This window comes from Candidatus Nitrosopumilus sp. bin_32a (genome assembly GCF_054095935.1).
In genome coordinates this window covers 34,056-52,693 of sequence record NZ_JBSWSN010000003.1, presented here as the reverse complement: position 1 = coordinate 52,693, position 18,638 = coordinate 34,056, and the positions used below count along the sequence as shown (strand labels likewise).

25 protein-coding genes are annotated in these 18,638 nt (G+C 32.2%); 12 read left to right on the top strand and 13 right to left on the bottom strand.

What is annotated here, in order from left to right; genetic code table 11:
• Positions 1-24: 24 nt before the first annotated feature.
• The gene (locus tag ACW9XH_RS03000; RefSeq protein ID WP_457759165.1) at positions 25-957 is read left to right on the top strand and encodes a cupredoxin domain-containing protein; all 933 of its coding nucleotides are present in this window, start codon (positions 25-27) and stop codon (positions 955-957) included.
• Here ACW9XH_RS03000 and cbiE read toward each other — a convergent pair.
• The gene (gene cbiE / locus ACW9XH_RS02995) at positions 954-1,670 is read right to left on the bottom strand and encodes a precorrin-6y C5,15-methyltransferase (decarboxylating) subunit CbiE (RefSeq protein ID WP_457759164.1); all 717 of its coding nucleotides are present in this window, start codon (positions 1,668-1,670) and stop codon (positions 954-956) included. The genes ACW9XH_RS03000 and cbiE overlap by 4 nt on opposite strands.
• A gap of 2 nt (positions 1,671-1,672) precedes the next feature.
• On the bottom strand, positions 1,673-2,164 hold the full coding sequence (locus ACW9XH_RS02990) for a hypothetical protein (protein WP_457759163.1): 492 nt from the start codon (positions 2,162-2,164) through the stop codon (positions 1,673-1,675).
• A gap of 73 nt (positions 2,165-2,237) precedes the next feature.
• Here ACW9XH_RS02990 and ACW9XH_RS02985 point away from each other — a divergent pair, with 73 nt between their 5' ends.
• Positions 2,238-3,752, top strand: coding sequence for a peptidylprolyl isomerase (locus ACW9XH_RS02985; RefSeq protein WP_457759162.1), 1,515 nt, complete (start codon positions 2,238-2,240; stop codon positions 3,750-3,752).
• Positions 3,753-3,758: 6 nt separating this feature from the next.
• Here ACW9XH_RS02985 and ACW9XH_RS02980 read toward each other — a convergent pair whose 3' ends face one another.
• Together ACW9XH_RS02980 and ACW9XH_RS02975 are read right to left on the bottom strand one after the other, a co-directional pair.
• A complete protein-coding gene (locus ACW9XH_RS02980; RefSeq protein WP_457759304.1) occupies positions 3,759-5,117 on the bottom strand; it encodes an NAD(P)/FAD-dependent oxidoreductase in 1,359 nt (452 codons plus the stop codon).
• A gap of 60 nt (positions 5,118-5,177) precedes the next feature.
• Complete coding sequence (locus ACW9XH_RS02975) at positions 5,178-5,843, bottom strand: ACT domain-containing protein (protein WP_457759161.1); 666 nt, start codon at positions 5,841-5,843, stop codon at positions 5,178-5,180.
• 104 nt (positions 5,844-5,947) lie between these two features.
• On the opposite strand from ACW9XH_RS02975, the gene hsp20 reads away from it, so the two are divergent.
• From hsp20 to ACW9XH_RS02955, 4 genes are all read left to right on the top strand, one after another.
• Positions 5,948-6,448, top strand: a complete 501-nt coding sequence (hsp20, locus tag ACW9XH_RS02970) for an archaeal heat shock protein Hsp20 (RefSeq protein ID WP_457759160.1) — start codon at positions 5,948-5,950, stop codon at positions 6,446-6,448.
• Positions 6,449-6,474: 26 nt separating this feature from the next.
• Complete coding sequence (locus ACW9XH_RS02965) at positions 6,475-8,616, top strand: CDC48 family AAA ATPase (RefSeq protein ID WP_457759159.1); 2,142 nt, start codon at positions 6,475-6,477, stop codon at positions 8,614-8,616.
• A gap of 29 nt (positions 8,617-8,645) precedes the next feature.
• Positions 8,646-8,864 (top strand): hypothetical protein, encoded by a 219-nt coding sequence (locus ACW9XH_RS02960; protein WP_457759158.1) that lies wholly within the window; start codon positions 8,646-8,648, stop codon positions 8,862-8,864.
• Positions 8,865-8,936: 72 nt separating this feature from the next.
• Positions 8,937-9,374 carry a hypothetical protein gene (locus ACW9XH_RS02955; RefSeq protein ID WP_457759157.1) on the top strand — a complete coding sequence of 146 codons (438 nt, stop codon included), beginning with the start codon at positions 8,937-8,939 and terminating at the stop codon, positions 9,372-9,374.
• Between the two features lie 18 nt (positions 9,375-9,392).
• On the opposite strand, the gene ACW9XH_RS02950 is transcribed toward ACW9XH_RS02955, so the two are convergent.
• A complete protein-coding gene (locus ACW9XH_RS02950) occupies positions 9,393-10,313 on the bottom strand; it encodes a transcription initiation factor IIB (RefSeq protein ID WP_457759156.1) in 921 nt (306 codons plus the stop codon).
• A gap of 174 nt (positions 10,314-10,487) precedes the next feature.
• On the bottom strand, positions 10,488-10,679 hold the full coding sequence (locus ACW9XH_RS02945; RefSeq protein ID WP_457759155.1) for a DUF1059 domain-containing protein: 192 nt from the start codon (positions 10,677-10,679) through the stop codon (positions 10,488-10,490).
• A 132-nt stretch (positions 10,680-10,811) separates the two neighbouring features.
• On the opposite strand from ACW9XH_RS02945, the gene ACW9XH_RS02940 reads away from it, so the two are divergent.
• Both ACW9XH_RS02940 and ACW9XH_RS02935 read left to right on the top strand, forming a co-directional pair.
• The gene (locus tag ACW9XH_RS02940; RefSeq protein WP_457759154.1) at positions 10,812-11,192 is read left to right on the top strand and encodes a fluoride efflux transporter FluC; all 381 of its coding nucleotides are present in this window, start codon (positions 10,812-10,814) and stop codon (positions 11,190-11,192) included.
• A gap of 6 nt (positions 11,193-11,198) precedes the next feature.
• Positions 11,199-11,429, top strand: coding sequence for a hypothetical protein (locus ACW9XH_RS02935; RefSeq protein ID WP_457759153.1), 231 nt, complete (start codon positions 11,199-11,201; stop codon positions 11,427-11,429).
• Here ACW9XH_RS02935 and ACW9XH_RS02930 read toward each other — a convergent pair whose 3' ends face one another.
• Both ACW9XH_RS02930 and ACW9XH_RS02925 read right to left on the bottom strand, forming a co-directional pair.
• Entirely contained in the window at positions 11,430-11,753 is a 324-nt protein-coding gene (locus tag ACW9XH_RS02930; RefSeq protein WP_457759152.1) for a hypothetical protein, read from the bottom strand.
• Positions 11,754-11,756: 3 nt separating this feature from the next.
• Positions 11,757-11,966 carry a hypothetical protein gene (locus ACW9XH_RS02925; protein WP_457759151.1) on the bottom strand — a complete coding sequence of 70 codons (210 nt, stop codon included), beginning with the start codon at positions 11,964-11,966 and terminating at the stop codon, positions 11,757-11,759.
• A gap of 110 nt (positions 11,967-12,076) precedes the next feature.
• Here ACW9XH_RS02925 and ACW9XH_RS02920 point away from each other — a divergent pair, with 110 nt between their 5' ends.
• Positions 12,077-12,376, top strand: coding sequence for a hypothetical protein (locus ACW9XH_RS02920; RefSeq protein WP_457759150.1), 300 nt, complete (start codon positions 12,077-12,079; stop codon positions 12,374-12,376).
• A gap of 90 nt (positions 12,377-12,466) precedes the next feature.
• Entirely contained in the window at positions 12,467-13,372 is a 906-nt protein-coding gene (locus tag ACW9XH_RS02915; protein ID WP_457759149.1) for a transcription initiation factor IIB, read from the top strand.
• Positions 13,373-13,455: 83 nt separating this feature from the next.
• Here ACW9XH_RS02915 and ACW9XH_RS02910 read toward each other — a convergent pair whose 3' ends face one another.
• Entirely contained in the window at positions 13,456-14,928 is a 1,473-nt protein-coding gene (locus tag ACW9XH_RS02910) for a cation:proton antiporter (protein WP_457759148.1), read from the bottom strand.
• Positions 14,929-15,032: 104 nt separating this feature from the next.
• Here ACW9XH_RS02910 and ACW9XH_RS02905 point away from each other — a divergent pair, with 104 nt between their 5' ends.
• Both ACW9XH_RS02905 and cysC read left to right on the top strand, forming a co-directional pair.
• Positions 15,033-15,575, top strand: coding sequence for a hemerythrin domain-containing protein (locus ACW9XH_RS02905; protein WP_457759147.1), 543 nt, complete (start codon positions 15,033-15,035; stop codon positions 15,573-15,575).
• Positions 15,576-15,611: 36 nt separating this feature from the next.
• Complete coding sequence (cysC, locus tag ACW9XH_RS02900; RefSeq protein ID WP_457759146.1) at positions 15,612-16,127, top strand: adenylyl-sulfate kinase; 516 nt, start codon at positions 15,612-15,614, stop codon at positions 16,125-16,127.
• Here the strand turns inward: cysC and ACW9XH_RS02895 are convergent.
• From ACW9XH_RS02895 to ACW9XH_RS02880, 4 genes are all read right to left on the bottom strand, one after another.
• Positions 16,119-16,934 carry a 3'(2'),5'-bisphosphate nucleotidase CysQ family protein gene (locus tag ACW9XH_RS02895; RefSeq protein WP_457759145.1) on the bottom strand — a complete coding sequence of 272 codons (816 nt, stop codon included), beginning with the start codon at positions 16,932-16,934 and terminating at the stop codon, positions 16,119-16,121. The genes cysC and ACW9XH_RS02895 overlap by 9 nt on opposite strands.
• A gap of 10 nt (positions 16,935-16,944) precedes the next feature.
• Complete coding sequence (locus ACW9XH_RS02890) at positions 16,945-17,151, bottom strand: hypothetical protein (protein ID WP_457759144.1); 207 nt, start codon at positions 17,149-17,151, stop codon at positions 16,945-16,947.
• A gap of 40 nt (positions 17,152-17,191) precedes the next feature.
• Positions 17,192-17,935 carry an SDR family NAD(P)-dependent oxidoreductase gene (locus ACW9XH_RS02885; protein ID WP_457759143.1) on the bottom strand — a complete coding sequence of 248 codons (744 nt, stop codon included), beginning with the start codon at positions 17,933-17,935 and terminating at the stop codon, positions 17,192-17,194.
• A 263-nt stretch (positions 17,936-18,198) separates the two neighbouring features.
• Positions 18,199-18,630 (bottom strand): hypothetical protein, encoded by a 432-nt coding sequence (locus tag ACW9XH_RS02880; RefSeq protein ID WP_457759142.1) that lies wholly within the window; start codon positions 18,628-18,630, stop codon positions 18,199-18,201.
• Between the last annotated feature and the right edge of the window lie 8 nt (positions 18,631-18,638).

The window sequence follows — 18,638 nt, the reverse complement described above, 5'->3', positions numbered from 1 at the left end:
AACCAAATTAGACCAAAATTAATCATGAAGGCAGGCTTAACGTTACTAGCTTTACTTGTAGTTTTATCAGGTTATTTTGTAAATGAATCATTTGCAGAAATTTCTGAAAATCATGCATTTCTTTTAGAAGGTTCGGGCTTTGCAGTAACTGAAGAAATTATTAAAATATCTGAAATTGATTTAGGTTTATCTTCTCAAGATCAAAGTGGAAGTACAATTAATTTTCTAACTGAAGATGGTTTCATTACATTAGATGATGAAGAATTTATTGTATCTAATTTAAAAGGAAAATTTTTACGTGAAGGCAAGTATATTCGATTGAACGGTAATATAGAAAGTTCAAGTGGATTTGATTCTTCAATTAACTTTTTTGGAAGACTAGTTGAGGAAAGTAAGGATGCATCAATTTACGGATTTACTGGTAGAATTACAACAACTGATGATACTTACAAAGTAATTTACACTACAAAATTATCTAGTTTGACTAAAATTGATTTAGTCTCTTCAAAAACACAAGAATCAGATGATCTTACACTTCATATCTTTAGGGGTTCAGCATCTAGAGGAATTGTAGCGGATCAAACCGTTCAAGGTGGCGGTGCTTTAATATCTGAAGCTGCATCAAAACAAAGTGCTGATTCGCCTCTTAGACTGAGATATTTCTCACAAGATAGAATTGAAGTTCCACCTGGTACCACTATTACCATTGTAAATGATGATGTTGTTTCACATAGTATTCTGAGTGGTTCAAAAACAAATGATCGTTATGTCCAATACATTGCAGATAATAGAATTTCAACAGGAGAAATTCTACCTGGTAAATCAACTACAATAACTTTTGATGAATTAGGTTTCTATAGATTGTATGATCCTAATTATGAATGGATGGGAATAATTGCATATGTTTATCCACCTTCTGACAGTTTAGTGTTAGGTCAAGAAAAAACTCGTAACTAATTTTCCCATTGCCATCTATAATTCATGTATGAATCAAGACTTGTTTGATTAAACACCATTACAGATAAATCAGAAAATTCTTTTCCTTCCAAATCTTTTACTACTCCTTCAAAACTGGTTTCGTTTTCAGTAGTTATTGCCTCATAAACATGAACTTTCATCTTTTCAGTCTCAAAATTATGCTCTCTAAGATAAATTGCAATTTCTGAAGGCATGAAATGTTTGTCTGGCTGTTTTGGCCAAGGCCTTGGCACTAAAATGACACTAAAACCATCAATCAACGATTTTTGCAATTCTAATTTCTTGTCTTCAATTGGTGTTGTAACATGCATTGTAATTACTTTGCATTTATCAAGAGGAACTTTTGCTCTTGATGCAGCAACCTGTATTGAGCTAATGCCTGGAACAATTTCAACATCACCAAAAATTTCTATTAATCTATCAACAACTTCTGATTCTGAAAAATTTACATCACCAGTAAATGGTATGACTAGTGTTCTATCCCCTAGTTCTGGAAGAATCTTTTGATAAGAATCTTCTTGATCATTCATAGTGATTTCATAAACTTCTTTTCCCTCAATCAAATCCTCTATTGTTTTTAGTGTGTATTTGTAACCAATAACTATATCACAATTCTGAATTATTTCTTTTACAATTTCTGTGACATATTTTGGGGAACCAGGACCAACACCTACAGCGTAAACTTTACTCAATTTTACTTTGTAAATTTTTGTCTGTCTTTAATATATTGCACAAAAGGTTCCCAATCGACTTTCATGTATTTTGTAGGCTCTTTTGCAGGATATTTTACCCAATCTTGGGCTATTGAATACTGAAATTTCTCGTCTTTTCCATCTTTTTGATATTCTAATTGTAATGAACTTCCCCAATCTTTCTCTGTAAAACTAACACTGGAAATGTCATCGAAACTTAATTCGATATTTCGATCATCCTCACAATCATTCATCAAATCTTCTTCATTATAGCCATCATGACGAATCATTGTATTTTTTGATTTGATAAAATTAACAACTTGTCTCTGAGTAATGGCCTTCCACCAATTCATTTTAGATTCTGTCTTGTGGATAAACATCAAATGTTTGTCAGTTAACACCAACATGCCTTCTTTGCCTCCAATTGAAAAGAATTTTCTGGATTCTCTCCACACTGATACTATGTGTGCCTGAATCTTTTCATCAGGTTCCATAACTGATAATTTATTCAACTTTGTTAAAAACTAATACAATTAGCTTTTAAGTGAGAATTTACGGAAAAAATTATTGAATAAAATATTCTTAATTTTAGCAGCCTCATTACTTTTAGTTGCTTTTGGAAATAATTCATTTGCTGAATCCTATGATAAATTAGCAGTATTGGAAACAAATCTTGGAACTATTGTAATAGGGTTTTTTCCAGATGATGCACCAAAACATGTTGATAATTTTATTGGATTAACTGAATCAGGATTTTATGACGGAGTACTATTTCATAGAATCATTCCTGGATTTATGATTCAAGGTGGCGATCCTAATACAATAGATGGTGATCCTAACACATGGGGAACCGGCGGTCCAAGTACAAGTGTGGATGCTGAATTTAATACCATTAAACATAATCGTGGAATTGTTTCCATGGCAAGATCAGCTGATCCTAACAGTGGAGGTTCTCAATTTTTTATCGTTCATGGTGATTCAAATTTTCTTGATGAACAGTATACTGTATTTGGTAGAATTGTGACTCCAGAAAGTTTTGAAACACTTGATAAAATTGCCAAAGTTGAGACAAAGTCTGGAGATAAACCAGTGGATGCTGAACAAGTAAGAATCACAAAAGCTACAATTGTTAATCGCTCTGAAATATCAAATCTTCTTGAATTACAAGAACCTGAACGTACACAGACTAATGTGATTTCTTCAACTGGCAATCAAAAATATGAAAGTGCTGAACATGAAATAGGATTTAGTGTTCCTGAGGGTTGGTTACTACAAACACCAGAAAAAACAGAACCGAATGCTCCTGATGTTGTTGCAGTTGGACCAAAAACAGGAATGATGAATCCTGTTATCTCATTAACTGTACAAGAAACAAATCAAAGATCTTTACGTGATCTTATCTCTGAAAAAACTATAACATTACAAAAAATACTAGAATCAGGCAATTTAAGAATTATTTCACAAAATGAAGGAACTATCAATGGAAATGATGTATATGAGATTGAAGCAGAAGGGGACTTTTCATCTAATGGTGAAAAATTCAAAGTAAAATTTAGAGAAGTATTGATTTATGATACTGAAAAATATTATACACTTGCATACAGTAATGGAATAGATGATTTTGATTCACATCTTCCAAAATTCATTGAAACAATTGATTCATTTGAAATATTATCTCAAGATGAATCAAACAATACATCCACTGAAGAAGGTGGAGGGTGTTTAATTGCAACTGCTGCATTTGGTTCTGAACTTGCACCACAAGTACAACAATTAAGAGAACTTAGAGATAATACAATTTTACCAACAGAATCGGGAACTGCTTTTATGAATGGTTTTAACCAATTCTATTACTCATTTTCACCAACAATTGCTGATTTGGAACGTGAAAATCCTCTTTTCAAAGAAGCTGTAAAACTCTCAATTACTCCAATGTTATCTACATTATCAATTCTCAACTATGCTGAAATTGATTCTGAAGGAGAAATGCTGTCTTATGGAATTGGAATAATTTTGATGAATGTAGGAATGTATTTTGCAGCACCAGCAATAATTATTTATAAAATTAGAAAAATAATTTAATTTCTTTTACCAAACATCATCTACTTCATCTAGTAGTTTGTATTCTTTCTCAGTTTCACGTTTCATTAGTTTTAGTCTTGAGATGTCTCTATCAAAGAACAAATCTATTGTCCAGTCAAGAAATATGCGAGTTTTTTTATCAAATGTTGTAATTTTTGAGAGGTAAATATTTCTCCAAATCAACCAAGCCCAAAAACCTGCGATATTCATTCCCAAAAATGTAGCAATTCCTGATCTTTTTCCAATAATTGCCATTTGTCCTTTAGAATGATACACAAATTTTTCTTTTTTAGAATTTTTAATTAATGCAATTAAATTTTTAGCTGCAATCTTTGCCTGAGCTTCTGCAATTTGTGCAGTTGGAGGTATCGGTCTTTCTGTTTTAGGGTCAATATGTAATGCACAATCACCTATCGCAAACACTCCTGGAAATTCTGAAACTTCTAGATAATCATTTACTATTACTTTTCCTTTCTCTGTCTTGAACATTGATCTCTTGATAGTATTTACTGGAGTAACTCCTGCTGTCCAAATCAATGTCTTTGTAATTATTGAATCAATTTCAGTTGAATCGATTGCATCACTTGGATTTTCATCCAGTGACTTTGTTGTAACTTCATTTCCATCAAAACTAGTAACTGCAGTTTTTAGTCTAATGTCAACACCTCTTTCCATCATCTTATCTTTTGCAAAATCTGCAAGTTTTTTGTTAAATCCAGGCAAAATCATTCCTAGAGCTTCTAAAACAATTACTTTAAGATCTTCTTTATGAATAGTAGGATAATGTTTTCTTGCATCCAAAAGAAGATCCATTAATTCCCCTGCAGTTTCAATTCCTGCAAAACCTCCTCCTACAACTACAAAATTTAAAAAACTTTTTCGAAGAATTGGATTGGTTTCATTTTCTGCCTGTTCTAACATGTCAATTACTCTATTTCTTAACATGACAGCATCATTGAGTGTCTTCATTGTGTATGCATTTTTTTCAACATCTGCCATTCCGAAAAAGTTAGTCTCACTTCCAAGTGCAACTACTAAAAAATCATAATGTATTGAAATACTTCTTTTATCACCTGTACCCCATAATGTTACTAGTTTTCCATAAGGATCAACATTTTTGACTCTGCCTTCATAGAATTTTGTTTTTTTACAAATTGTTCTAATAGGCAAAACAATATGTCTAGTTTCGATCATTCCAGATGCTACCTGCGGCAACATTGGTGTAAATAATAGAAAATTATCCTCACTTACCATCACCAATTCGATCTCAGGATCATTTCCAAATTTTGATTCTAATTGTCTGGCACATTCTACTCCTGCAAAACCTCCCCCTAAAATTACAATTTTCTTCTTATTTCTTGCCAATCGTGTCTTTTCCACAAATTGGGTGAATATATGCTATAAGAATAAAATTCACTATTATTCCTAGGCTCTCATAATATCTGAATGTAAAATATCATATGCCCTTGATGAATCTCTTTCATTTAGAATTATTATGATATTATCTTGACTGAAAAATGCATTTACTAACTCTATTCCATTTGCATGTAATACCTCAGCAACATAAGATACTACATCTGATTGATTTTGACCACTGGGAATTGAAATTCTAATTTTTGCAAGACCAGTACTAAACATATCATCTCTTGTTGAGACACTGTTGAAAATCTGCCTAATATCTTCCATATCTTCTGTAAGAAATCTAAATGAATCAGAAAGTCGAAAAAACTCATAGTTACTAGTTACCTTAGAGAATTTGTCTAAAATTGCCATTGGATCCATTTGATTCGAATCCTTGATTGAAAATTTGACATCCATTATCCCATCAGTTAATGCCAATCTTGCATTTTTCAAGACTGACTCTTCTTTTACTTCATTTTTGATTTCAAATGAATCTGCAAATCTTTTGATTGCAACTACTACGGTATTGAGATTAACAGGATTTCCTAGAATTTTCTCTATCTCTGGTTGAAGTTTTACTGCCAGTGCTGTATAATTAATCAAATCCATTTTCATACAATCATAAATTGAACGATTTCTGGTAATGATTTCTTTTACGACCTCAGGAATTGATACACTTGAAAGTCTCATTAAAATTATTATATTGTGTCAGTTATAATAGGATTATGTAAGAAATTAAAGAATAAACAATAATCTTTATATAATGTAATATGTATTACATTAAGTAGATAAATATGACAAACTTCTTTGATAGTGAATTTGATAGAATTTTCAAAAGAATGTCAAACTCTTTTTTTGACATAAATGACATTTTTGAGGAATTCAAGGGAAATGGTTCTGAATCTGGTCCATATTATTACGGTTATACAATGACCGTTGGTCCTGATGGAAAACCTGTGGTAAAAGAATACGGAAATGTCAAACCAGGATTACTTCCAACTTCTGAAACACGAGAACCACTTGTCGACACAATTGTAGATGAAAAAGAAAAGGTAGTAAAACTCATAGCTGAAATGCCGGGAGTAGAAAAGTCTGATGTCAAAATTGTTGTTGAAAACAAAATAGTTGATCTTTCAGCAGAACACAATGATAAAAAATATCATGTGAAAGTTCCTGTGCAACACAAAGTTGATGAAAACTCTGCAAAAGCTTCTTACAAGAATGGAGTTTTAGAAATAGTCTTCAAACTACTTGAAGAAGAAAAACCAAAGGGCAAAACGGTGGAGGTTGAATAAACCCCTCTAATTTTTGAGGTAATAATATGAGTGAAATAATTTTAAAAATTGAAGAAAGTCCTCAACAACATGTTGGAAGAGGTAGAGCAATTGTTGATCCTAAAATTATTGAGGATCAAAAATGGAATACAGGACAAATTCTAGAATTAACATATAACAAAAAAACACATGTAAAACTTTGGCCAGGCGCACCTGAAGAATATGGTTCAGGGATAATCAAAATTGATGGAATGACAAGACAAAATATTGGAGCTGGAATTGGTGATAAAATTACACTGAAATCAGTAGAAGCAGTAAATGCTGAACAAATTGTTTTGTCTCCAACTGAAAAGATTGCAGCAGAAGGATTGCAAGAATACATGATTTACAACTATCTTAATCATGTATTTACAACTGGAGATTCAGTATCTCTTAACACCCAGATGGGGGGAAGAGTTCAGTTTGTTGTCACTAGCACCAAGCCATCAAAACCTGTCATTGTTACAGAAGATACAATATTCAAACTTGGAGCAATGACAAAAGGGATTGATTCATCTGTACCAAGAATAACCTATGATGAACTTGGAGGCCTAAAACGAGAAGTTCTGAAAATTCGAGAGATGGTAGAATTACCAATGAGACATCCAGAACTATTTGAGAAAATAGGCGTAGAAGCACCAAAAGGCGTCTTGCTATATGGTCCTCCTGGAACTGGAAAAACACTATTGGCAAAAGCAGTAGCTGGAGAAACTAATGCCCACTTTATCTCACTAAGTGGTCCTGAAATTATGGGAAAACATTATGGAGAAAGTGAGGAGCGAATCAGAGAAATATTTACTCAAGCTGAAGAAAATGCACCTAGCATAATTTTCATTGATGAAATTGATTCCATTGCTCCAAAAAGAGATGAAGTATCCGGAGAACTAGAGAAAAGAATAGTATCTCAACTTTTGACATTAATGGATGGCATGAAATCTCGAGGAAAAGTTGTAGTAATTGCAGCTACCAATAGACCTGATTCAATTGATCCTGCACTAAGAAGACCAGGAAGATTTGATAGAGAAATTGAAATTGGAATTCCTGATGATGAGGGACGATTTGATATTCTCTCAATTCATACACGTGGAATGCCAATTGATGAAAAAGTAGATCTTAAAAATATCTCAAAAATTACACATGGATTTGTAGGAGCAGATTTGGAAGTTTTAGCCAAAGAAGCCGCAATGAGATCTCTTCGTAGAATTCTTCCTGAGATTGATCTTGATGAAGAAAAAATTTCATCTGAGATTCTTCAAAAGATCCAAATCACTGGTGATGACTTTAGAGATGCATTAAAAGAAGTTAGACCAAGTGCACTTAGAGAAGTTCAAGTTCAAGTTCCAAACGTTAGTTGGGATGATGTTGGCGGTTTAGATCAGCTAAAAGAAGAACTTCGAGAAGCTGTCGAATGGCCAATCAAATACAAGGATGCATATGATTATGTTGATGTAGAGTCACCAAAAGGAATTCTACTTCATGGTCCACCTGGAACTGGAAAAACCATGATAGCAAAAGCTCTTGCAAAAATGACAGAGTCTAATTTTATCAGCATCAAAGGTCCTGAGCTACTCTCAAAATGGGTAGGAGAATCTGAAAAAGGAGTCAGAGAAATCTTTAGAAAAGCACGACAAGCGGCACCATGCATTATATTCTTAGATGAAGTTGATGCACTTGTTCCAAGAAGAGGCAGCGGTGGTTCTGATTCACATGTTACAGAGAATGTGGTATCTCAAATTCTAACTGAAATTGATGGATTGGAAGAACTACACAATGTGTTGATAATTGGTGCTACAAACCGATTAGATATTGTAGATGAAGCACTTCTCAGACCAGGCAGATTTGATAGAATCATCGAAGTTCCAAATCCTGATGAAAAAGGACGACAACACATCTTTGAAATTCATACAAAGAAAAAACCACTTGCAAGCGATGTTAAAATCTCAGAGATAGTAAAGTTGACTGATAATTTCAGTGGTGCAGAGATTGCAGCAGTAACTAACAGAGCAGCAATAGCCGCTTTGAAGAGATACGTTTCTGCCAAGTCAGAGAATGTCAAGGAGATCAAAATTACACAACAAGATCTAATTGATGCTGTGGATAAGGTAAGGCCTCGAAAAAAAGAGGCACCTATACCTCAATCCATAAAATAGTCTAAATACTAAGAAAAATGACGAGAAATATGAAACTCTATCTTGACTTTGAGCCATGTAAAGAATGCAATACCATGATGACTGAATTGAGCAGTCCTGAAATGTTATTTGCAGACGAAAAAACTAGAGCAGACGAATCAGCAAAGTTTCTCAGACATCTTACGTATAATCATAATGAAGTAGTTCAAGCTGTTATGGAAGATCTTCCAAAACAGAAACGAGATCAGGAACCTGATTTCTACAAATAATCTCTTCATTCTTTGAAATCAATAATCATATTCATATACAAAACTACTCTAATGTTTTTGTGAAATTATAACATGAAAACCAATCTTGTTTTTAGTATAATTGTTCTACTTGCATTTGTTAGTTTTTTACAAACTACATTTGCTATTGAAACAGAACAAGAGCCAGGGCCACCACAAATTCCAGAACCTAGTCCTACACCTGAACCCATTAGAATGCCAGAACCTAGTCCTACACCAAACCCTTTCCCAGAAGAATCTGATTCAGAAAAAGTAAAACGACTAACTGAAGAAAATAATAATCTAAAACAGGAAAACAAAAATTTACAAAATCAAATATCCTCTTTAAATAATGAAAAATCTAGATTGCAAGCCGAAATATCAGAACTAAACAGTTCCATACAAAGTCTTAGAGAAATCACATTAGAACAAATTCGTGTAATTATGGAATTAGCAAATCAATTAAGAGAAACAATATTTGAAAAAATATTTTCTCCTACAATACAATTGTAGGGATATTTTTGGAATAATCTACTCAATTAACTTTAATGTTTTCTTAATCAAGACGGCTCTGTTTCTGATTGTAACATCACTTATTCCAGATTCCACTGCAAATTTTTTCTGACTGATTTTTTCCCCATTTATAATACATGATATGTATAATGATGCAGCAGCTTGTGCTACGGGGTGTTTTCCAGCAGTAATCTGTTTTTTCTCGCAAAGGTCTAGTATTTTGAACGCATCTCGTTTGGTCTTTTCTCTTAGATTCATGTTGTTTGAAATTTTTGAGATAAACGAGGATGTATCGTACTGATTAAGATTCAGTTCAAGCTTTTTGATTATGGTTCTCAAGTCTCGAGAAAGTATTCTTCTTTCAACATTTCCAGCATTTGCAATATCGTCTAATGTTCTAGGGATGTTATTTTCTCTACATGCTGCATAAAGTGAGGCTGCAATTAGCGATGCCATAGTTCTTCCTCTAGTTAATTTTGCATCAACCACTTTTCTGTAAATATAGGCTGCATTTTCTACAACATTGTCTGATATTCCTAATTTTGTTTTCATTCCGTGAAGTAAAGTGAAAGCCTTGCTAAAACTAGCCGTCTTTCTTGATTTACTTCTTTGATCCCAAGTTCGTAATCTATTGAATTCGTATTTTGTTTTGCTAGATAGTGTTTTTCCAGTTGAATCTTTATTCGTACCAATTACAGTTGATAATCCCCTATCATTCATTGTTAATGATGTAGCAGGACCTGTTCTTGATAGTTTCATAAAGTCTTCTGAGCTGTAACCGTTGTTTTCATATGATGCGTCGGCCATATTTTGCAATAAGATAAGACCGCATCCCCCACAGACAATTTCTCCTCTTTCAGAATCTGTTATCGCAGGATAGGTTTTGCAAGTATCTAGTTGACACCTGACATCATAATCATTTGAATAATTTTCTATCACTATTGAACCCTTTTAGTGATTATAAAATAAAAATAATATGATTCAGGTAATTTTGTAATCGAAACTAAACTTTACAAACTAAAAGTTCCTAGAATTTTCTTAAAAACTAAATCTTAATTGCAATATAACACACATTGTAATAAATGTTAAAAATGAAAATATTTTTTTATAAGTTTATTTTCTGATTGATTCTAAAGAATGCCCGCGATTAGTAATCATTTGAGTAACTGCTTCAACAGTGTAATCAATTCCGTGCTCTTCTTCAAAATGATTTCTTAGTTTTTCAATTGTAGCTATAGTTTTTGCTTCATCAATAACATATTCGCATTCAAAACCATAGTCATCGCATCTCAACTTTAATGTCATTCAGTTTGGAAAAAATATCAAACCTATAAAAACTGTGATTATATCTTTCTAAATTAAAACTGGATTAGGCACAAATTATGCCTAAAATCTATTCAAATAGCACAAATAATGTCAATTGTCTCAATTGTATAGATGAAGGGTTTGGAATTTGTTTTTCTTGCAGTAGGTTCTGTACTTGGAGCCTATTTGAGATTCAAAGTCATTGAATCTCCTTTACTTTTCAATACAATACCTGTCAATATTTTAGCAGTTAATGTACTTGGAGCATTTATCCTTGGAGCCTTTATCGTAATGTCTCAACAGTGGCATCTTGATGGAAAATATTCTCTTTTTGCTGCTATAGGATTCTGCGGTTCACTTACTACGATGTCTGGACTTGCACTTGAATCAAGCACGTTTCTTGAACACAGTCATTATGGAGCATTAGTAATCAACTTGATAGCTAACATTGGCTTTTCTATTGGAGCACTAATTGGTGGAAAGTCATTAATGAGTGCAATTATTAATAATTAATTAGAAATGGTTTATTCATATCAGGTTATAAAATTTCAAACAATTTCTTTTGTCCAAGGACCTCATTGGTCACAATCAGTAGGAGATAAAGGAATTCTTTACAAATCACTTAAAGATCCTTTCTCAAAACTTATTGTTCAATCTTCCAATGGTTCAAAAAAATTATACCATGTTCCAAAAGACAGAACTGTCATTGTAACAAACAGCACTATACATTTTCTAGGTGAAATAGCCTAGTTATTTAAAAAATTGATCGACCTGATCTCTATATTTTAAAGCAATCTTTCCAAATTCTGTAAAATCATCTACAGTTGGATTTTTCATTTTCATTGCAAATTGATTTACGAATATTGATAATGCACTTCCTATGATTAAATTGTATACTCCATCAGCAACATTATTTGAATATGGAAATGCTACTCTGATAAATGGCAGATATGTCTCAGTTTGAGAAATCATTAATTTAATGTGTTTTTCAACAACTTCTTCAACATCTGCAGGAATTGCCATAATTACACTTGTATTTGATTTCTTATAAGTAGAACTTTGATTCCTAGGCATGATTTATCTTATAATTTGAGCCAAATACTTTTCTTTTCCTTTTCTGCTTCTTGGGAGACATCTGAGTTGCCTGTTACAACAAGGACAAGTTAATCCCTCAAATTCTACAAACACTTCACAAAAATTGCATCTTTTTTGCCCAGCGGCATACCTGCCAATTTCTGTTGGTTTAAGAGCCTTGTATTTTTTGCATTCTCCTATACAATAAGTCATAAAATAGTAAGAAATTATCTAAAGATAAAACGTTTGATTGCACTGCACCCACATTTTCAACTTTGATTAAAATGAAATTAAATTTATACCACTAATTTCACTTTTCATTATTGCTTGATCTAGATAAAAAAGTATTTGGAAGTATAACCACTAAAGAAATCATAGGTGCTGATCCGCCAGCACTCCCTAACACTAAAGAAAATCTTGAAAATGAACTTGTAAATCTACTTGTAGAATTAGAATCAACACCTAAAGAAAATCTTGAAAAACTCTTAGATGAACAAAAAATCGCTGAAAATCATATCAATAGTAGACCTGGAGCAATGGCATTGGCTCAAGATAAAATTCAACTATTCAATGAATATAATAAAAAATATGTTCAATCAATAAACAAAAAATTACAATCTTAATCTATACATTTTTGATTATTTTATACCTAATTTTTCCGTAAAAATTAATGATTCATAAATACCAAATCTAATACAGTTCCAGAATAGTATATGGTTAGTAAAACAAAAGAACTGTGTCCAAGATGTGCTCAAGGAAAGTTAGTTACTGATACTGAATCTGGAGAAATGTTCTGCTCAAAATGTGGGTTTGTAATAACTGAAAAACTGCAAGAGGCTGGCCCTGAATGGAGATCTTTTACTCAAGATGAGGGTGGCAACAAAGCCAGAGCTGGTGCACCAACATCTCTAACCATGCATGATATGGGTCTTGCAACAATAATTAATCCTGTTAACAAAGATGCTTCAGGCAGACCTCTCTCTTCAACAATGAAAAGCACTATTGAGAGACTAAGAACTTGGGATAGCAGAAGTCAGGTTCATGAACCAGTTGATAGAAATTTTAGACAAGCATTTAGTGAATTAAATAGATTAAAAGACAAACTTGCAATTTCTGATTCAGTAATTGAAAAAGCTGCTTACATTTACAGAAAAGCTCTTGAAAAAGGTCTAGTTAGAGGTCGTTCTATTTCTGCTTTAATGGCATCAGCATTATACGCTGCATGTCGTGATACATCAACTCCAAGAAATCTAAAAGATATTGAAGAGGCTGCAAATATCAAAAGAAAAGACATTGCAAGATGTTATCGATTACTAGTCAAAGAATTAGAGTTGAAAATGCCAGTAACAGATTCTGTTCAATGTGTTGCAAGAATTGCAAGTAAGATTGGAATTGCTGAGAAAACAAAAAGATATGCTACCAAAGTATTGAAAATGGCACAAGAAAATGAAGTGTCTGCAGGAAAAGATCCAATGGGGTTAGCTGCAGCAGCACTATACCTATCTTGTGTGAAAAATGGCGAGGATAAAACTCAGCGAGATATTGCAGAGGCTGCAAATGTAACTGAGGTAACTATTAGAAACAGGTACAAAGGTCTTAAAGAATCACTAGATCTTTAATCTGAATTTTATTTTTACATGGAAAAATAGAGAAATTATTTTTTTAAAATGTACAAATTTCCTAATTATCTAAAAGGTAGTTTCTATTTTTTTTGAGATTCATCAAATTTTTCTTTGATAAATCTACCTTGGATATTATCTTCTATAGGAATATTTGATATTTTTTCTACTGTTGAATTATCTTTAGATTCTTCTGATGGTTTAACAAATCCACCTTCAACAGATTCTGGTGGTAGAATTTTCTTTGATTTTCCTAATCCGATCGTTGTAATTATTACTGATGATAAAATAATAAAGAATACTAGTTGAGGATATGCTTCAGCATTAGGCAATCCCATAGTAATTGGATATGTTGCAAGTACAGCAGCTGCTAATCCTCTAGGAATCATGGAATTTGTTACTGCCCTATCCAAAAGTGAAAATCTTTTTGTTAATGTAATCTTTCCAACAAATATTCTTCCAAAATAAACTACAATAGTAATTAAAACTCCAAATATCAGATACTCTATTTGTCCAAAACTAGCCATCAATCCTACAAATACAAAGAAAAATGATCTTACCAAAAATGTCAATTGATTATGTGTCGGATCATCAAGCTCAATTCTTGGCAATTTAAATCTGAGAATTTTTGCTAAATGACTCTTGTTTCCAATCATTAAACCAAATACTAATGCAGTTAACGCTCCTGATTCTCCAAATGAGTTTGCTAAGAAGAATAATACAAACAAAACACCTAACGTAAGCATATAGGCGTGTTGTGCATTTCCAAGTTTTGTAGAAACATACATCCAAGGAATTCCAACTCCAAATCCTAGTACCAAACCTACTACAACTGCACGTCCTATGGTTTCTTGTAATGTTTGAATATCAAAATGCCCTGCTAAAACTGCTTCAAATAATATGAATGCAATAATTGTGGCTAAAATATCAGTTAATGCAGATTCAAAACTTAACATTGATTTAGTTTCTTCTGAAATTTTGACATTTCTAACTAAACCAAATACAATTGCAGAACTACTTCCCCCTACTATGGATCCTAAAAGAATACTTTCTAACCATAACCATCCTAATGCAAAATGTGCAGCAAGAGTAATCATTACAACTGATAAAATAAAACCAAGGACAGCTAACGTCACTGAAAAATGTGCAGTTTTGATAACATGTTTGATATCTAGATTTAGTCCACCATCAAACATGATAATAATTAGTGCAAGAGCTGCAAAATATGGAACTACTTTAATCACAGCTTCAGGTTGAATTAATCCAAATACTGGCCCAATAATTACACCAAGAATCATCAGAAAAGCTACATCTGGAATGCCAGTTTTTTTGAAGAATGCTTCACCAGCTACTCCTAGAAAAATAACAACACCTGCAGCAAGTAATATCACATGGGCTTCAGCAATAGGTCCATCATGACTAGATAATGTCCCAATAGAATTTTGTAACTGAGTAAATTTATCAAAAATTATACTTGTATCAAAATTAGATATTGAAATTATATCTCCTGTTTGTCCTCCAAATAAATTCAAAATTGATAAAATTACAGGATTCATTAATAACTGAATCTAAATTGATCTGGATAAAAATTAAACTCGATTAATCTATATTCATTGGCTATTTGCTGATTTTTAAATAACATAATTAAGAATAGAATATTATGAGTGCTTCAAATCAGCTTCGTGCAGATCATGATCAAGTTCGTCGTTTAGAAAAAATAATATCAAAATGTGCTGCTGAACTATACAAAGGCACTAAAATTCCATTCTCAGATCTAACAAAAATTACAATAGTAATTTCAGAATTTGTCGATACCATTCATCATTCAAGAGAAGAAGATTCGTATTTTCCATGTGTGGCAAGTTATGATTCTTTAAAAGAAGAAATTAGAAAATTTATGATTGAACATGAATTTGGAAGAAACATTGCTAGACAAATATCACACCATCTAAAAAGATGGAAAAATGGGGAGGATGCACAAGAACCTGTATCAAGATATCTCAGAACATATGCAATTTTTCTAAATGATCATCTTAACAAAGAAAATAAATTTTTTGATATTGCAGAAGCTGAAGTTTTATCAAAAGAAGAAGAAATTGAAATGTATGAACAATACAGATCAGTCTTTGCAATAGTGAAAAAAGTTGAAGAACTAATTGCAGATATTGATTATTTGGAAAATCAACCTTGGGCTACAAATTAACGTAAGCTCTTTATGGGTTATTTGGATATTTCACTCATGAAACCTTTCATTCTTTGGATGACTGGTCTTCCTTGTTCAGGAAAGACTACGATTGTAAAAGATTTGCAAAAAGATATTCCAAACTTGGCAATGCTTGATGGTGATGAACTAAGAGAATGGTTTTCTCCAAAAGATTTTTCAAAAGCAGGACGTGATGAACATAACAAAAAAGTTGCTCATTTAGCAAAGCTTTTGTTAAAACACGGCGTTCCAAGTGCAGTATCTCTTGTATCTCCATATCTTGAGAACAGAGAAAATGCTAGAGAAATTATTGACGCAGGTGATCAGTTTGCAGAATGTTATGTAAAATGTTCACTAGAAAAATGTGAAGAAAGAGATGTCAAAGGTATGTATGCCAAGGCTAGAAAAGGGGAAATCAAAGGATTTACAGGAATTGATGATCCTTATGAAGCTCCAGAAAAAGCAGATTTAGTTATTGATACAGAACATGATTCACTTTCAGACAGTGCGCAAAAAGTAAAGGACTTCCTTAAAGGAAGAAACCTACTCTAATTTTTTAAATTCTTCAACTATTTTATTGTGAACTAATCCATTTGTAACAAGAATTCCATTTTGATGATACACATCTTCATTATTGTATGTGATGTCATTTCCTAACATGTCTGTCATTTTACCTCCAGCTTCTGAAATTATACAATAAGAAGCAGCTGAATCCCATTCTTTCATTTTATTTGTAGTTGTAATGTATGCTTCTGCTTCACCAGAACTAATCTTTCCAACTTTTAATGAACTACCAATACTTGTAAAATCTTCAATACCTAATTTTTTAATAAATGATTTTTCTTTATCTGACAAATGATGTCTAGAACCTACAGTTCTGCATTTTGGAACTTCCGAAATTCCTGTTACTGAAATTTTCCTCCATTCTCCATTTGAAAATCTAAATGCTCCACTTCCTTTTTGAGCTACAAACAGTGTATTTTCTGTAGGCCATCCAATTATTCCTAGAATTGGTTTTTTATTTTTAATTAAGGAAATCATAACTGTAAATTCGCCTGTTTTGTCAATAAAATCAGAAGTCCCATCAAGCGGATCTACAATCCAAATTGTTTCTTGTGATAATCTATTCAAATCATCTTTATCTTCTTCAGATAAAATCCAATGTTTTGTTTGTGATAGGATTTTTTTAATGACCTCATTACTCTTCAAATCTGCATCTGTAATTGGAGAATTATCCTTTTTTGTAGATGTTTTGTAATCTTTTTGATAAATTTCTAAAATTGCATTCCCTGCATCTATTGCAGCCTTGATGGCAATATCTAATTCAGGAATTTTATCAGAAATAGGGATATCTTTCAATTAAAGCTACCTAAGTTGTTAGTTCTGGCTTTAACGTCCAGACAACTCCAAGAACTATGAATGGAATTGACATTACTCCGATGATAGTAAGTATGGTGTTGAATTGCGCAGTTGATACCTCTGGATTATTTACTATCCACGGTAAAGGTAATGTAATAACTATCCAAATTATTCCTAAAAGTATAATCAATTTTGCTTTTGATTTTCTATCTTTCATTGTTTTCTCTCCTTTGGTGTTGTATTAAATCCATATGAATTCATTTTATTGATTCTCCTCCATCTACAGTCAGTATTGCACCGGTTGTCCATGATGCGTCATCTGAGGCAAAATACAAAACTGCTTTACCTATTTCTTCAGGTTGTCCAATTCTACCAATTGGATGCTCGCTATTCATGAATTCTTTGTCTTTTTCAGTCTTCAAAAATGGTTTTGTCATATCTGTATCCACTACTCCTGGACAAATACAATTAACTCTGATCTTGTCTTTAGAATATTCTAGAGCCCAACATTTTGTTAGTAAAATTAAAGCGGCTTTTGATGCAGAATATGCATCGGCATTAAATCCCTGATATGCCTTTATTCCTGCATCTGATGAAATATTAATTATTGAACCTGATGTTTTTTGTAAATGAGGAATTGCTTCCTTGGTAAATCTAAATTGTCCTGTGAGATTTACATCTAGAACTTCATTCCATTCATCCTCATCAATTTCATGTAATTGTTTTATCTTGGGAAATATTCCAGCATTATTTACAAGAATATCTAATTTTCCAAATTTTTCAATTATCTTACTAACAACATTTTTCACATCATTTGAATTTCTAATATTAGCTACAATTCCTATGGCATTAGGAATTTCTTTTACTGCATTTTCTAATCTCTCTTTGTCTTTTGCAGTAATTACTACTGTAGCTCCATTTTCTGATAAAATTTTTGCCGTTGCTAATCCTATTCCACGACTTCCACCAGTTACTAGAGCAATTTTACCTGATAATTTCAATAATGTCTAAACTAAAATTCGTAATTTATAGATCGATTAATTAAAAATAGATATAAAAAATTATAAAAAAATCAATGAATTTTTATAATATTTCATGTTAAATCTTAAATACTTAAAGTTACTATAGTAATTAATGTCGAAAGATATAATTGCTATCGACTAAACTTGCGTAGCCCCGCAGAACGAAAAAGGTGATCAGTTGTTTAACAACTGACTATGAGAGGAAATCTCTCATTGTTCTGTAACAAAGGGGTATACGCCTTCTAATTTTCTAAGATATCTACAGATACAGAACCCATAGTTTCTCCATTTGGATTAATTATAATTGAGAATTCTTGCATTTCTGAAATGAAAATATTTTTTTGTCCATCATAATCCCATGTAAAATACTCGGAAATTTCAGTTTGGTGCGGTGTTCCTATCAGCTTAAAATTTTCAGAATAATCGAATGTATTTCCATTTAATGTAATTGACAAAATTTTTGGACTGCTGCCATTTGGAACAAATCTGAACAAATATTCTCCTTCCTTAAGAATAAATTTTTCAGTATAAACACCATTAACATACAGATTAGGATCTGCAAGTGTAATGTGAAATAAAATATTACTTCTTTCTGTAGTTTCATTTGATGAAAAACCTACTAAAACAATTGCTAATATGCCAACTATGGGAATTATAATAATTTTTTTATTCAATAAACTAT